Origin of the sequence: Arthrobacter sp. fls2-241-R2A-172 (genome assembly GCF_030208885.1) — a bacterium.
Taxonomy (GTDB): domain Bacteria; phylum Actinomycetota; class Actinomycetes; order Actinomycetales; family Micrococcaceae; genus Arthrobacter.
In genome coordinates, this window is record NZ_JARVTB010000013.1 from 46317 (window position 1) to 58846 (window position 12530).

Genomic DNA, 12530 nt, shown 5'->3' on the forward strand with positions numbered 1-12530 from the left:
GCACCCCCTCTTGGCTAGGGGCTACTTCACAAGCGAGTCACTTTTCGTGTCAAACCTGTCACAGGGTCGCTGGAGTCAGGCTGTTGCCGCTTCGGTTGTTGCCGCTTCGGATGCCGCCGCTTCGGCGGCCAGCGCGGCGGCCATCAAGTGGACGGTACGTACGACGGCGGCGCGTCGCCTTTCGGTGCGGCCCGGGTTATCGCCGGCCATCAGCCCGTCGAGAGCCGGCAGCACGGGAGCGGAATCGCACAGGCTGACGATGGTGATGAGGAGATCACCCGCGTCCTCCCGCGAGATGCCGGGGAGCGCTGCAATGGTGCTGTTGACCTTGGATGCGCAGTTGGCCATCCGTTTGGGTAGGCCCACAACGTCGGTTCCGCGTTCCAATCCCTCCCAGAACAGCAGTCGCGGGGCAGTGGCATCCACCCGGTGGTGATCGAAAAGCCTCCCGGCGTAATCAGCCATGGCTTCAGGGCCGGAGCCCTCGATGGGGACTTCGTCCATGAGGTTGGTCAGGGCGGTGACAATCACGGCGTCGAACAATGCGTTCTTGTTGCCGAAATACTGGTAAATCCGTTCCTTGTTGACGCCGGCTTCGGCAGCGATCCGGTCGATGCGGGCGCCAGCCAGTCCGCGCGTGCAAAATTCTGTGGTTGCCGCACTGAGCAGCAGCCCCTTGGTTCGCTCCGTGTCCCAGGCCATACGGTCATCTTAGCATTTTCCAACTAAGTGGTTGTAATTTCCTGATGGCCGGGGTTATGGTGATTCCAGTCAATTGCAACTATCTGGTTGGAGAAACCTCATGACCATCGAAGCCACTACAGAACAGGCCACGCCTACCCGCGTCCAGCCAGCAACGCCAGTGCCCCCGAAAGCCCCCTCGGTCCACATGCGGGCCCTGATCACCTGGCTGGCAATTTTCCCGCTGGTTTCCATCGGCATGCTGCTGCTGGGCCCCATCATGGAACCCTTGCACCCCGTGCTTCGCGCCTTGATGCTGACGGCTCTGGTGGTTCCCGCTGCGGTATACGTTGTGGTTCCCCGGCTCATGGCCGGTCACGGCGCACTCAGCCGCAAGGCAGCGGAACGCTCAAGCCAACGCGCTGCCCGCCGGTCCGCCTAAGCGGCGTAGCCGGAGGTTGAGCTGGTGCCCGGCGGAGCGCGGCGCCGTCGGTCCTACTTGGAAGACGGAGTGTAGTCGGGGTAGTACCGCTGGATCTCTTCGACTTTCAAACCGAACTCAACCATGCGTTCAAGGGACATGAGCGAACGGACTTCCTCGTCTGAGGACCTGGTGCTGTTCCAAGGACCTATTGTCTGGTAGCAGAAGTCATTTGGATCGTTGAGCTTGGTGGCGTTGTAGCACTCCGGGTGACTTTTTTCGCCTGCCCCTGCGGTCACAGCCCGCGAGGGTGAGGAAGGGACAGCCCACGCAAATCCGAGTCCAATTATTGGCGCAATAGCCAAGGCCGCGATGGCAGATTTAGATCGTTTATTCATGGTTCCCCCAAGTTCCCGATGACTTGGAGAGCCTATAGCAAAGGGACGTGAAACGAGAGTCGGGAAGCGGGCCGGCGGTTGAATCCGACGCAGCTTTGGCCGGAAGCCGCAGGCCGCTAAAGGACGGCCTCCATGCACAGAAGGCGTGGCCGGTCTTCCCAAGATGGAACGGGAGCGAAACCACGTTTCGCGTACATGCGTATTGCATCGTCCCGCCAGTCCCAGACCGTCAGGCGGATAGGAAGGTCCCTCTGTTTCATGGCGGCATCCATCAAGGCAGAGCCCACCCGGTGTCCCCGCGCGCTGGGTTCAACCCAAAACCGCTTGACCTCGCGCGCCTCTGCACTCTGCTGCACCACCACGATTCCGACCGGCAGATCGTCGAGTTCAGCGAGGTAAACAGCCCCATTCCGGTAGGCCAGCTCTGGGGCGTCGACTTCCTCGCGGTAGCGTCCAGGGAGCGCCGCGTCGTCGAAGATGCCGCCCAAGTGGTCGGCCTTCTCGCGCTCAGTCTGCATGAGATAGGCCTCGACCAGCCGACTCACCGCCCCGGCGTCCGGGCCACGGAGATCCGCCGGTCGGACGGTGTGCATTCCTGATCCGGTTCCCATGGCCTTATTCTGCCAAAGGCCCGGTGTGCACTAGGAACGTTCGATCGGAAGCCAAAGTTCGCAGGTGGCTTCGCTGAAGTCGGCGGTGCGATCCAGTATTGCCACCATCGAGGGCCCGGGGCGCAGCCGCCAGGGATTGGATGGGAACCAATCGGTGGTCGTGGCGGCCCAGGTGGATTGCAGGACCTCCGGATAAGCCCCTTCAGCGTGGAACACTGCCCAAGTCCCTGCAGGTACCTTGATCACGTCAAGTTCTTCGGGCACCGTTGCGGTTTCGGTGACGGCGACGCCGTGAAGGTAGGTCAAGTCGCTGCCCTCTTTGTAGTCGGGGTCGACGTCGGCGCTCACCTGGAGCAGGCCCTTAGGGTCAGTGCCGCTCAAGTCCTTAAGCCGGGCGTGTTCTTCCACTGGCAGTGAGGCGATGTGCGCCTGAATGTGGGGGTTGGGGCCGTGGTGGATAAGCGGCACACGAACAGAATGGCCTGCCAGCCGGAATGCCGGCCGGTCCACGATGCGGGTTTTCATGGTGGTGTTCCCTTCAACGGTCAGGTGGAACCTGAGCTGCGGTTGCGTATGAAGGGGACCGCCGTTCCGGCGTATATGGCCGGGGCCCACGCCGTGTACTGATCGGAAGGCCCGGTTAAAGGCTTCGGTCGAGCCGTAACCGTAGCGCACCGAGATCGCCAGCAGACCGTCTTCTCCCAGAACATCCGTTGCAGCCACGGTCATGCGGCGTCGTCGGACGTACTCGGAGAGCGGCAGACCGGCCAATGCCGAGAACATCCGCCGGAGATGGTACTCCGTCATGCCCAGGCTGACCGCCACAACATCAATGTCGATCTCCTCGGAGAGGTGGCCCTCGATGTAATCGACCAGTTGGTTCAGTGCTTGAATCACGGTCCCCCCTTCGGTTTCAAGTCTGCACGGCCGGCGTACCCCGCACCCTACTATTGCGGTCCGAAATCGTCACCAGCGGGCCACCGGCCATCGGCCGCCGGTCGGCGGCCCGCTGGTCAGGTCACTCAGCCCAGGCCTGCCTGCTGCCGCAATTCCCCAACCTCAGCGGCACTCGGGTACGCGGCCTGCGTTCCCTTCTTGGTGGCAGCCAGAGCGGCGGCCACGGAAGCGAAGGCTGCGGCATCGGCCAAGGAATCGCCCGCGGCCAACCGTGCGGCGACTCCGCCGGTGAACGCGTCTCCGGCACCGGTGGTGTCCACGGCCGTGACGCGGGTGGGCTCAATCCGGGTGATCCGATCCTCGCCGCGAGCCGACGAGTCCAGCACCACAGACCCTTGGGCGCCGAGCGTCACCAGAACGCGCTGCATCCCGCGGTCCGCAAACCGGCTCCGGACGGGTTCCCAGGCTTCGGCGTCCGCGTCGGCGGAAGGGATGCCTGCCTCGTTGCCCAAGAACAGCGCGGCCTCGTGGGCGTTCACCAGCAGGACGTCGCTCAACCGCACCAATTCCTCCGGCACCTCAGCGTAAGGCGAGAGGTTCAGAAGAACCGTTGCGCCGGCGTCGTGCCCTGCTTGGGCCGCCGCAACGACGGTGTCCGTGCCTACCTCCAGGCAGAGGCAGACGACGGCGGCGTCGCTGAAAGCAGCGGGTTCGACGTCGGCAGGGGCCAGGGTGCCGTTGGCGCCAGCCGAGATGATGATGCTGTTTTCGCCGCTGCTGTCCACCGAAATTACGGCCACGCCGGTGGCTGTCCCGGACCGACGGACGCGGGACACGTCCACCCCGGCGCTGGCCGTTGAATCCAGGAGCATAGTGCCGTTGGAGTCCTCACCTACCGCGCCGATCAGGCTGACGTCGCCGCCGAGCTTGCTCGCAGCCACCGCTTGGTTGGCGCTTTTGCCGCCGGGATTGACTGCGAATCCGTTACCGTGAACCGTCTCGCCGGGTTTGGGGAGCCGGTCCGTGTAGATGGTCAGGTCCGCATTGAGGGAGCCGACGACGACGATTCCAGCCTTGGGCGCGTTGGCTGCGGTGCTCATGCGGTGACCTCTTCCTCTGCCGAAACCTCGGCTTCAACGGGCTTGGGGATCAGCAGGGACGCTGCGAAGGCCGCCAGGGTAATGGCGAGTCCCACCATAATGACAGTCAGGTAGGACGCCTTCGCGTCGCCCAATGAGGCCGTAGCCACCAAGACGGCGGGGAGTACAAGGAAGCTCAACCCGGCGCCGAGGTTGAAGGCGCCCGCGTTCATGCCGGGAAGGAATCCGGGGTTTCCCTTGGGAGAGAGCACAACGCCAAGGCCATTGAGCATGATGTTGACCGTACCGGCGTACATGATGCCCAGCAAGGCGGTTCCGACGATCATCAGGGGCAGGCTGCTGAGGCCAAAGAACGCGATGATGGCCAGGGCTACGATGCTGCCGATCATGCCGATGCGCAGGACCTTGGTGTAGCCGAGGACCGGTGCCAGGCGGCCGCTGATTGGACCGAAGACCCACCCCAGGAGGGCGTAGGGCGTGAGGATCATCAGGGACATCTCGGTGGGGCCAACGCCGAAACCGGGCTCTGCTGCCTGAACGTAGGCGGGCACGATGCCGTTGATGACCGCGAAGATACCGGTCATGGTCAGCGTGGTGGTCAGCAGCGGAGCCCAGGTGGAACGCTGGCGGAGGTGCACGGTTTCCACCATGGGCTGCTTGGCGCGCTTCTCAACGGTCCAGAACGCGTAGAACGCGACGGCGGCAATCACCGTGAGGACGATCGCGAGGGTGAGGGTGCCGGAGTCGAAAGGGCTGGCCAGCTTGGAGCCCTCGTTCAGGGCCGTCAGCAGCGCGCCCACGGCGATCACGATGAAGAAGACGCCCAGCCAGTCCATGGTGGTGCCCGCGGCAGGCTTGCTTTCACCGGCCAGGACTGCGACCAGGGCGGTCGCTACGACGGCCAGCGCCACCATGAGCCAGAAGATGCTCCGGAAGCCGAAGTTCTCAGCGAAGTAGCCACCAACAAAGGAGTCAACACCGGCCACGCCGCCGTTGACCGCCGTGATGAGGCCCATGAGGGTGCCGTATTTGCGCGGGTTGCTGACCGCAGAGCGGAGCATGATCAGGCACAACGGAACCGTGGGACCGCTGACACCCTGGATGATGCGGCCTACGAACAGCCACGTGACATCGGGGGCCAGGGCGGCGATGACGGAGCCCACGGCCATGAGGAGCATCATGCCCACCAGGATCTTCTTGCGTCCCACGATGTCGCTGAGCCGGGGGAGGAAGAGGGAGAACAGTGCTGCGGCGGTGAAGAACCAGGTCTGGGAAAGCCCGATGGTTGCTTGGTCGGTCTGGAGCTCGTTGCCCATGGTGACCAGGGCGGGGCTGAGCATGGAGGCGTTGAGTTGGAAGGCAACGCAGGCGGCCAGCAGGGCCACCATGAGCGCGGTGACGTTGCCGCGGGTGGACTTGGTCTCGGCGAGGGTGGACATTACTTTGCCTCTCCTGCCAGAACGGCCTGGGCCGTAGCGTCAACAGTGGTGGCGTCAGCGCCGCCGTCGAGCGTTGGCTCGCCAATCCTGACGATCGCATCGGTGACAAGATCCCAGAACTTCTTGTGGTCCAGGTCCACGGCCACCGAGGTGTGGCAGTCTTCCGGCGCGGGGGCGCGGAAATCGGCAACAGTCATGCCGAGCGTGAGCTTGCCTTGGAGTTCGATGTCCACGGGGACCTTGCGGGTGGTCATGACGGAGGGATCGATGACGTAGGCCACGGCGCAGGGGTCGTGGACGGGCGGGAAGTCGAAGCCCTGGGCATCCTTGTAGGTCTTCTGGAAGAAGTCCATCAGCTCCATGACGAACTTGGCGGGCTTGGTGCCGATCTTTGCGATGCGCTCCACCACTTCGTCCGTGGCCAGAGCCTGGTGCGTGAGGTCCAGGCCCACCATCACTACGGGCCACTTTTCGTTGAACACGATGTGTGCGGCCTCGGGGTCGATGATGATGTTGAACTCCGCCACGGCGCTCCAGTTGCCCACGTGGTAGCCGCCGCCCATGAGGACGACTTCCTTGACGCGTTCAACAATGCGCGGTTCCTTGCGGGCTGCCATGGCGATGTTGGTCAGGCCCGCCGTGGGAACCAGGGTGACCGTGCCCGGCTCATGCGCCATGACGGTGTCAATGATGAGGTCGACGGCGTGGCGCGGGTCCAGCTCAATGGCGGACTGGGGCTGCTCGGGGCCATCCATGCCGGAATCGCCGTGGATGGCGGGTGCGGTTTCAATGGTGCGGACCAAGGGACGGTCGCAGCCGGCAGCGAAGGGAACGCCGGTGATGCCCGCGATGGTGGCCACTGAAAGGGCGTTGCGGGTGACCTTCTCGAGGGTCTGGTTGCCCACCACCGTTGTTACTGCGAGCAGTTCGATGTCCGGGTTGCCATGAGCCAGCAGCATTGCCACAGCGTCGTCATGGCCAGGGTCGCAGTCAAGAATGATCTTCTTGCGGGTGTTGGGATCCACGTTTCTCTCCACGTCATTGGGGCCTGCCAGGTACTTGCCCGGGGCAGGGCGGTAAGCATTCAGGGGTGATTCTGGCACTGCGAAGGGTGTCGCGTCAAACGCTTAACGTGATTGCTGTGGTCACTGCGTTAAGCGCTTGATGCCTTCTCGCAGGTCAGGGCGGCATAACAGCGCTACGATCGATGCATGGAATCCCTGGAACGGCGCCATGCCCGCGCGCCACGAGTGACCGCCGCGATGGTGGCCGCCCGGGCGGGTGTTTCCACGGCGACCGTATCGCTGGTGGCCAACGGCAAGACGCAGGGCCGCGTGTCAGACGACAACATCTCCCGCGTTCGTACCGCCATTTCCGAGCTTGGTTACGTGGTGGACAGCATCGGCAGTTCGCTGGCCCGCGGGGTGAGCTCCATTGTCATCCTGGTGACCCCGGACGTGTCCAACCCGTTCTTCGCCAATGTGATCGCAGGAGTGCGGGAATCGCTGGGTGCCGAATACCAGTTGCTGCTGTCAGTGGCAGATTCGGGGGAGTCGCCACAGGCCTCCGACGTGCGCAAATTGCTGGCCCTCCGCCCCGCTGGCCTGCTGGTGGGCGCTCCCAGTGCCGAATTCCTGGAAGATCTCTCAGCGGCCGGACCCCTGGTGCTCCTGGATGCGCCCGGACTTGAAAGTTTCGCACCATCCGTCAACCTCGACGTTGCCCAGGGTGCCCGCGAACTTGCCCGGCACTTGGCCGCCTCCGGGCACACGAGGGCAGCGTACGTGGACGGCATTACCGGAACGGAAACGTTCAAGCTGCGCCGGGACGCTTTCCTGGAGGAAGCCGCCTCGTTGGGCCTTTCCGTCTCACAGGAGCACATCATCAGAACAGCGATCGACGTCGGTGCTGCCGCCGCCGCGTTCGCCGACGCCTGGCCGGGATGGCAGCGTGAGGGGGTGACCGCCGTCGTCTGCGGGACCGATACGCATGCTTATGGACTGCTGCAGGAGGCGCGGGTAGAGGGGGTTCGCATCCCCGATGAGCTGGCGGTGGCCGGCTTTGATGACTTGCCCTATTCGGCCACCAGCAACCCCAGCCTCACCAGTGTCCACCTGCCTGCGACCCCGCTGGGACGCAAAGCGGGGGAGCAGCTGCGCGGGCTCATGGAGGGCCTCGAGTTGTCCGAGCCGCATGTGACCTTGGAGAGCTCGCTGGTAGTGCGGGGTTCTACGGTCTCCAGCTGATCCTGGCTAGTGGATGACTGCCAGCAGGATGCCCACCAGCACGAACAAGCAACCGAAAATGCGGTTGAGGACCTTCTGGCCACGTTGGTCGTGGGTGAAACGCTGGAATGAACGCGCTGCCAGGGCGAAGAAGAACCACATCACCATGATGTCGATCGCCAAAACTGTGGCGGTCAGCACCACGTATTGCTGGACCAACGGCTGGTCCGGACGGATGAACTGCGGCATGAAGGCCAGGAAGAAGACAATGGCTTTCGGGTTCAGCAGGTTGACCCAGACGCCCCGCTGGAACATGGATAGTGCGGGTTCGTGCTTCTTGTCCTCAACCTGTTCTTCGTCCAGATCGGGTTTCCGAAGGAACTGCCGGATGCCGAGGTACACCAGATAGGCCGCGCCCGCGTAGCGGATGACGTTGAAGATGACCGGGGAGTTGGAGACCAGGACACCAACACCGAGGGCAACGATCAGGATGTGGATGATCAATGCCACCTGCTGGCCCAGGATGCCCCAAATGGAACGTCGGAAGCCGGAGTTGAGCGAGTTGCTCATGGTGAAGATGGCACCCGCGCCGGGAGTGAAACTGATCAGGGTGCCGGCACCAACCAAGGCCAGCCAGAGAGAAAATTGCACCACCTCAGCTTATGCCGGTGAACGGAGTGGTTGGGACGCGTTGCTTCTTGACCCTCTTTGGCCGCGCCGTGGCGGGAATGCATCCGAAAAAGGTTGATTTCACCGGCAACCGATCCCAAAGAAGGTGGTGAAGGTACAGCCAAGGCCCACGGCCATGGGGCAGACTGATCCCGTGAGCGGAATTCCGTGGGTGTTGCACGTTGACCTGGACCAGTTCATTGCGGCGGTCGAGGTACTGCGGCGGCCCGAACTTGCGGGCAAACCGGTCATTGTGGGCGGCAGGGGAGATCCCACGGAGCGGGCTGTGGTGTCCACGGCATCCTACGAAGCGAGGGCCTTCGGTGTTGGCTCCGGGATGCCCCTGCGGATTGCGGCCCGGAAAGTCCCCGACGCCATCATCCTGCCAGTGGACCAGGAGGCCTACCTGGCGGCTTCAGAGGTGGTGATGGCGACCCTGCGCGAGCAGCCGGGCGCAACTGTTCAGGTGCTCGGCTGGGACGAGGCTTTTGTCGGCGTCACAACGGAGGATCCCGAAGCTTACGCACGGCAGATCCAAAAAGCCGTCCTGGAACAGACCCGGCTTCACTGCAGTATCGGCATCGGGGACACCCTGGTCCGCGCAAAGAATGCCACGGACTTCGGCAAGCCGGCAGGGATGTTCAGGCTGACCAAGGAAAACTGGCTGGAGGTCATGGGGGACAAGCCCACCAAGGATTTGTGGGGCGTCGGAAGCAAAATCTCACAGCGCCTCGCGAAGCACGGCATCACCACGGTGAACCAACTCGCCGCAGCCGACCCGCAGGAGCTGGTCCCGGAATTTGGCCCCAAGATGGGGCCTTGGTACGCGCAGTTAGGTCGCGGCGAAGGTGCCACCGAAGTCGACGACACCCCGTGGGTTGCCCGCGCCCACGGCCGCGAGACAACCTTCCAGCAGGATCTCACCGAGCCGGGCGAGGTGGACGCCGCCGTCAAGGAGCTGACCGCCCGAGTCCTTGAGGATGTTGCCGCCGAGGACCGGCCTGTGGTGGGTCTTACGCTGAAAGTCCGTTACAAGCCGTTCTTCACCAAGACCTATGCAAGGAAAATTCCGGCAACCTTCAGCCGTGACGAAGTCCTGGCCCAAGCCTTGGACCTCACCGGAAAAATCGAACCGGACCGCCCCATACGGCTCCTTGGATTGCGCGCCGAAATGGCCATGCCGGACGACGCCCGGAAGGGACACACCCCCACCAGGAGTGGTTGGTGAAACCACGCCCGACGGCGGCCCGGCGGCTACCAGCGCGGGTGAATCGCTTCGCGGAAGTAGCGGTCGTAGATGTCCCGCACCCCGTCGGCCAGTCCCGCACCGACCACCGGCATTTCTCCTGCCTCGGCGTTGACGCGGGCCTGCTCGGCGGACCGCGCTCCGGGGATCACGGAAGTGACGCCGTCCTGTGCCACGACCCAGGCGAGGGCCGCTTGGGAGGTGGTGACGCCGTCGGGAACCAGTGCACTGAACTCCTGGGCGGCTTTGACGCCGGTTTCGAAGTCGACACCGGAGAAGGTCTCGCCGACATCGAAAGATGATCCGTCGCGGTTGTAGTTGCGGTGATCGTTAGCCGGGAACTCAGTTGCGGCCGTGTACTTCCCGGACAGCAGGCCTGAGGCCAGGGGAACACGGGCAATGATCCCCACGTTGGCCGCTTTCGCGGCGGGCAGCACCTCATCGAGGGGCTTCAGGCGGAAGGCGTTGAGGATGATCTGCACGGAGGCGGTGTTCCCGCGCTTGATGGCTTCGAGGGCCTCGTCTGTCCGTTCGACGCTGACCCCGTAGTTGCGGATGGCCCCTTCGCTGACCAGCGTGTCCAGTGCGTCGTAGACTTCGTCGCGGCTGTAGACGGCGGTGGGCGGGCAGTGGAGTTGGACGAGCTCCAGTGTGTCCTGTTGGAGGTTGCGCCTCGACCGGTCTGTCCATGCGCGGAAGTTCTCGAGTGTGTAGTTTTCGGGCACCTGGTCCACGCGGCGGCCCATCTTGGTGGCCACGGTGATATCCAGACCGGGGTTGGCGCGGAGGAATTTTCCGATGATTTCCTCGCTGCGGCCATCGCCGTAAACGTCGGCAGTGTCGAAGAATGTGACGCCGTGGTCTACGGAAGCGTCAAGCACAGCAACCGCATCCGCTTCGCTGACGTCTCCCCAGTCCGCCCCGAGTTGCCAGGTGCCGAGCCCTACTGTCGAGACGGATCGGCCGGTCTTGCCAAGTATGCGCTGTTCCATGGGTTCGACTATAAGGGTTCTTCCTTTGTTAGCGCTGCCATTTTTCCTGAAGACACCGCCGCTCCGGGATCCTCAGCTCGGGGAACGCCGATTGCGCGCTTGGCGGGCCAGCTGAATGAACCCATAAACGAAAGCAGCTTGCACAACCACCATCAATCCCAGGAGCAGCCACTGACTCCGGGCGATGAAGACTACGGCGCCTGTAACTACCAGCGTGGTTCCCAGAACAAGGGCATACACGGCGAATCCGAGGGCGACTTTCGCGCTGCGCACACCCGTTCTGAAACCGAAACCCGCAGGTTCGTTGTCTGGATGGCCGCCCATGGGATCGGGGCGGGCAGGTTTGAGGTTGTCGAATTCTGCCCAGAGGTCCGGGTCCGGATTGCTCATGACTTCATCATCCCGCAGCCTTCCGCGGTTTGGTGAACAAACCCAGGCATGGGACGGCCGATGTCTGCGGCAGCCGGGAGCCGGTGCCTAGTATCTGGCCGCGAAGGGGTAGAGCTCCATACCCACCATTGAACTGATGTTCGAGACCGTGATGCCTTCCTGGGGGTTCAAAGCCTGCACTACCTGCCCGTTCCCCAGATAGATTGCCACATGGTAAAAGTTGGACGGCGAACCCCATACCAAGAGGTCTCCACGGCGCGCCTGTGACAGCGGGACGTGGACCGGGGCTGCGGCATACTGCTGTGAGGCGGTGCGCGGTAGTCGCATCCCGGCGGTGCCGAAGGCGGCCTGCACCAGTCCTGAGCAGTCAAATCCGTAGGGTCCGGTACCGCCCCACTGGTAGTAGAACGGCGAACCAACTTTACCCAAGGCGCTGGAAATTGCTGTTTCGTAAGACCCGCTCGATGGCGGCGCAGGTGCCGGGGCGGGCGCAGGAGCCGGAGGTGCGGCGGGACCCTGGACTGGGGCTGCCGGAGCCGGTGCGGCGGGCCCAGGCGCGTCCGGCGGCGTTGCCTCATCCCGGGCTGCCTGATCCGGCTCTGCCTTGTCGGCACTGGCGGTCAATGCCGCGAGCCGTGCCTCTTCGCGCTGCCGGTCCAGAGCATCCACCCTGGCCGCCTCAAGCTCAACAGTGGTGTTGCGGAGCTGGGCCAACTGGTCCACCAAAGTGGTCCGCTGCGCTTTCGCGTCGGCCACAACCTTGACCTGCGCCGCGTTGGCCTCTTCAGCCTGCGTTTTGCGCTGTTCGGCTGTCTTGGCCGCGTCGTCCGCGGCTTTGGTGGCGTCATCCGCAGCTGCAGAGAGGGACTTGGATGCGGCGGCGGCACCGATGGCAACTTCGAGATCGCGGTTTCGCCTGGCTGAGAGGGCCTCCAGTGTGGCGGCCTGCTGGAAGCTTTCACTACCGCCGGCCAGCGTAACGAGTGCGGGATTCACTCCACCGTTGCGGTACAGGTCACCGGCGATCTGCCCCACTTGTTTGCGCGTCCTGTCCTGTTGTTCCCGGGCGGCAGAGGCTTGGGCGCGGGCTGTAGAGGCGGTTTTGGTCCTCTGCTGCAGCTCCACCAGGGCCTCGCTGTAGGCATTGTTGGCCTGCATGGCAGCTGTGGAGGCTGCCTGCTGGTTAGCGGCTGCGTCCGCGAGGATCCGCTCAATGGAGGCAACCTGGTCCGCCGTCGCCGCTTCACTGGCTTTGGCCGCCGCGATTTCCTCGGGCGAGGGCACCTCCGGAGATGCCCGGACAGTGAGGGGCACAGTTGTTGCGGGTACAGCCGCTGAGGGAGTTACCACTGCCCCGGCGAGTACGACGACGGCGCACAGCACCGCGGCCCCGCGGGCGGATCGGGATAAAGCCATGTACAGAAACCTCGAAACGGGACAGGGGGAGCGAGGTTCTGGAGG

The 12530-nt window shown here is 63.8% G+C and carries 14 protein-coding genes; 3 read left to right on the forward strand and 11 right to left on the reverse strand.

Translation table 11 applies throughout. The features are described from left to right. Positions 1–75 precede the first annotated feature (75 nt). Positions 76–702, reverse strand: a complete 627-nt coding sequence (locus QRM57_RS17495; RefSeq protein ID WP_284987511.1) for a TetR/AcrR family transcriptional regulator — start codon at positions 700–702, stop codon at positions 76–78. Between the two features lie 100 nt (positions 703–802). Between QRM57_RS17495 and QRM57_RS17500 the strand changes: the two genes are divergently transcribed. After that, entirely contained in the window at positions 803–1123 is a 321-nt protein-coding gene (locus QRM57_RS17500; protein WP_257369391.1) for a putative antibiotic biosynthesis monooxygenase, read from the forward strand. A gap of 53 nt (positions 1124–1176) precedes the next feature. Here the strand turns inward: QRM57_RS17500 and QRM57_RS17505 are convergent, their stop codons facing one another. From QRM57_RS17505 to uriH, 6 genes are all read right to left on the reverse strand, one after another. After that, on the reverse strand, positions 1177–1500 hold the full coding sequence (locus QRM57_RS17505; RefSeq protein ID WP_257369393.1) for a hypothetical protein: 324 nt from the start codon (positions 1498–1500) through the stop codon (positions 1177–1179). Between the two features lie 116 nt (positions 1501–1616). Then, on the reverse strand, positions 1617–2111 hold the full coding sequence (locus QRM57_RS17510) for a GNAT family N-acetyltransferase (RefSeq protein WP_257369394.1): 495 nt from the start codon (positions 2109–2111) through the stop codon (positions 1617–1619). A 30-nt stretch (positions 2112–2141) separates the two neighbouring features. Then, positions 2142–3008 (reverse strand): AraC family transcriptional regulator, encoded by an 867-nt coding sequence (locus tag QRM57_RS17515; RefSeq protein ID WP_257369396.1) that lies wholly within the window; start codon positions 3006–3008, stop codon positions 2142–2144. A 125-nt stretch (positions 3009–3133) separates the two neighbouring features. Next, the gene (locus tag QRM57_RS17520) at positions 3134–4108 is read right to left on the reverse strand and encodes a ribokinase (protein WP_284987512.1); all 975 of its coding nucleotides are present in this window, start codon (positions 4106–4108) and stop codon (positions 3134–3136) included. After that, complete coding sequence (gene uriT, locus QRM57_RS17525; RefSeq protein WP_284987513.1) at positions 4105–5547, reverse strand: uridine transporter UriT; 1443 nt, start codon at positions 5545–5547, stop codon at positions 4105–4107. The genes QRM57_RS17520 and uriT overlap by 4 nt, the downstream gene beginning before the upstream one ends. After that, the gene (gene uriH / locus QRM57_RS17530) at positions 5547–6584 is read right to left on the reverse strand and encodes a uridine-preferring nucleoside hydrolase UriH (protein WP_257369720.1); all 1038 of its coding nucleotides are present in this window, start codon (positions 6582–6584) and stop codon (positions 5547–5549) included. The genes uriT and uriH overlap by 1 nt, the downstream gene beginning before the upstream one ends. Before the next feature lie 174 nt (positions 6585–6758). Between uriH and QRM57_RS17535 the strand changes: the two genes are divergently transcribed. Further along, positions 6759–7793, forward strand: a complete 1035-nt coding sequence (locus tag QRM57_RS17535) for a LacI family DNA-binding transcriptional regulator (RefSeq protein WP_284987514.1) — start codon at positions 6759–6761, stop codon at positions 7791–7793. A gap of 6 nt (positions 7794–7799) precedes the next feature. On the opposite strand, the gene QRM57_RS17540 is transcribed toward QRM57_RS17535, so the two are convergent. Beyond that, positions 7800–8423 carry a LysE family transporter gene (locus tag QRM57_RS17540; protein ID WP_284987515.1) on the reverse strand — a complete coding sequence of 208 codons (624 nt, stop codon included), beginning with the start codon at positions 8421–8423 and terminating at the stop codon, positions 7800–7802. Positions 8424–8577: 154 nt separating this feature from the next. On the opposite strand from QRM57_RS17540, the gene QRM57_RS17545 reads away from it, so the two are divergent. Next, positions 8578–9669, forward strand: coding sequence for a DNA polymerase IV (locus QRM57_RS17545; protein WP_284987516.1), 1092 nt, complete (start codon positions 8578–8580; stop codon positions 9667–9669). Positions 9670–9695: 26 nt separating this feature from the next. Here the strand turns inward: QRM57_RS17545 and QRM57_RS17550 are convergent, their stop codons facing one another. From QRM57_RS17550 to QRM57_RS17560, 3 genes are all read right to left on the reverse strand, one after another. Beyond that, positions 9696–10679: an aldo/keto reductase gene (locus tag QRM57_RS17550; RefSeq protein WP_284987517.1), complete on the reverse strand. Its 984-nt coding sequence runs from the start codon at positions 10677–10679 to the stop codon at positions 9696–9698. A gap of 72 nt (positions 10680–10751) precedes the next feature. Beyond that, on the reverse strand, positions 10752–11069 hold the full coding sequence (locus QRM57_RS17555) for a hypothetical protein (protein WP_284987518.1): 318 nt from the start codon (positions 11067–11069) through the stop codon (positions 10752–10754). 87 nt (positions 11070–11156) lie between these two features. Then, on the reverse strand, positions 11157–12485 hold the full coding sequence (locus QRM57_RS17560) for a C40 family peptidase (protein WP_284987519.1): 1329 nt from the start codon (positions 12483–12485) through the stop codon (positions 11157–11159). Positions 12486–12530 lie beyond the last annotated feature (45 nt).

Coding starts and splice junctions, on each gene's coding strand:
- QRM57_RS17495 (WP_284987511.1), bottom strand. CDS start 702: ATGGCCTGGGACACGGAGCGAACCAAGGGGCTGCTGCTCAGTGCGGCA.
- QRM57_RS17500 (WP_257369391.1), top strand. CDS start 803: ATGACCATCGAAGCCACTACAGAACAGGCCACGCCTACCCGCGTCCAG.
- QRM57_RS17505 (WP_257369393.1), bottom strand. CDS start 1,500: ATGAATAAACGATCTAAATCTGCCATCGCGGCCTTGGCTATTGCGCCA.
- QRM57_RS17510 (WP_257369394.1), bottom strand. CDS start 2,111: ATGGGAACCGGATCAGGAATGCACACCGTCCGACCGGCGGATCTCCGT.
- QRM57_RS17520 (WP_284987512.1), bottom strand. CDS start 4,108: ATGAGCACCGCAGCCAACGCGCCCAAGGCTGGAATCGTCGTCGTCGGC.
- uriT (WP_284987513.1), bottom strand. CDS start 5,547: ATGTCCACCCTCGCCGAGACCAAGTCCACCCGCGGCAACGTCACCGCG.
- QRM57_RS17535 (WP_284987514.1), top strand. CDS start 6,759: ATGGAATCCCTGGAACGGCGCCATGCCCGCGCGCCACGAGTGACCGCC.
- QRM57_RS17545 (WP_284987516.1), top strand. CDS start 8,578: ATGGGGCAGACTGATCCCGTGAGCGGAATTCCGTGGGTGTTGCACGTT.
- QRM57_RS17550 (WP_284987517.1), bottom strand. CDS start 10,679: ATGGAACAGCGCATACTTGGCAAGACCGGCCGATCCGTCTCGACAGTA.
- QRM57_RS17555 (WP_284987518.1), bottom strand. CDS start 11,069: ATGAGCAATCCGGACCCGGACCTCTGGGCAGAATTCGACAACCTCAAA.
- QRM57_RS17560 (WP_284987519.1), bottom strand. CDS start 12,485: ATGGCTTTATCCCGATCCGCCCGCGGGGCCGCGGTGCTGTGCGCCGTC.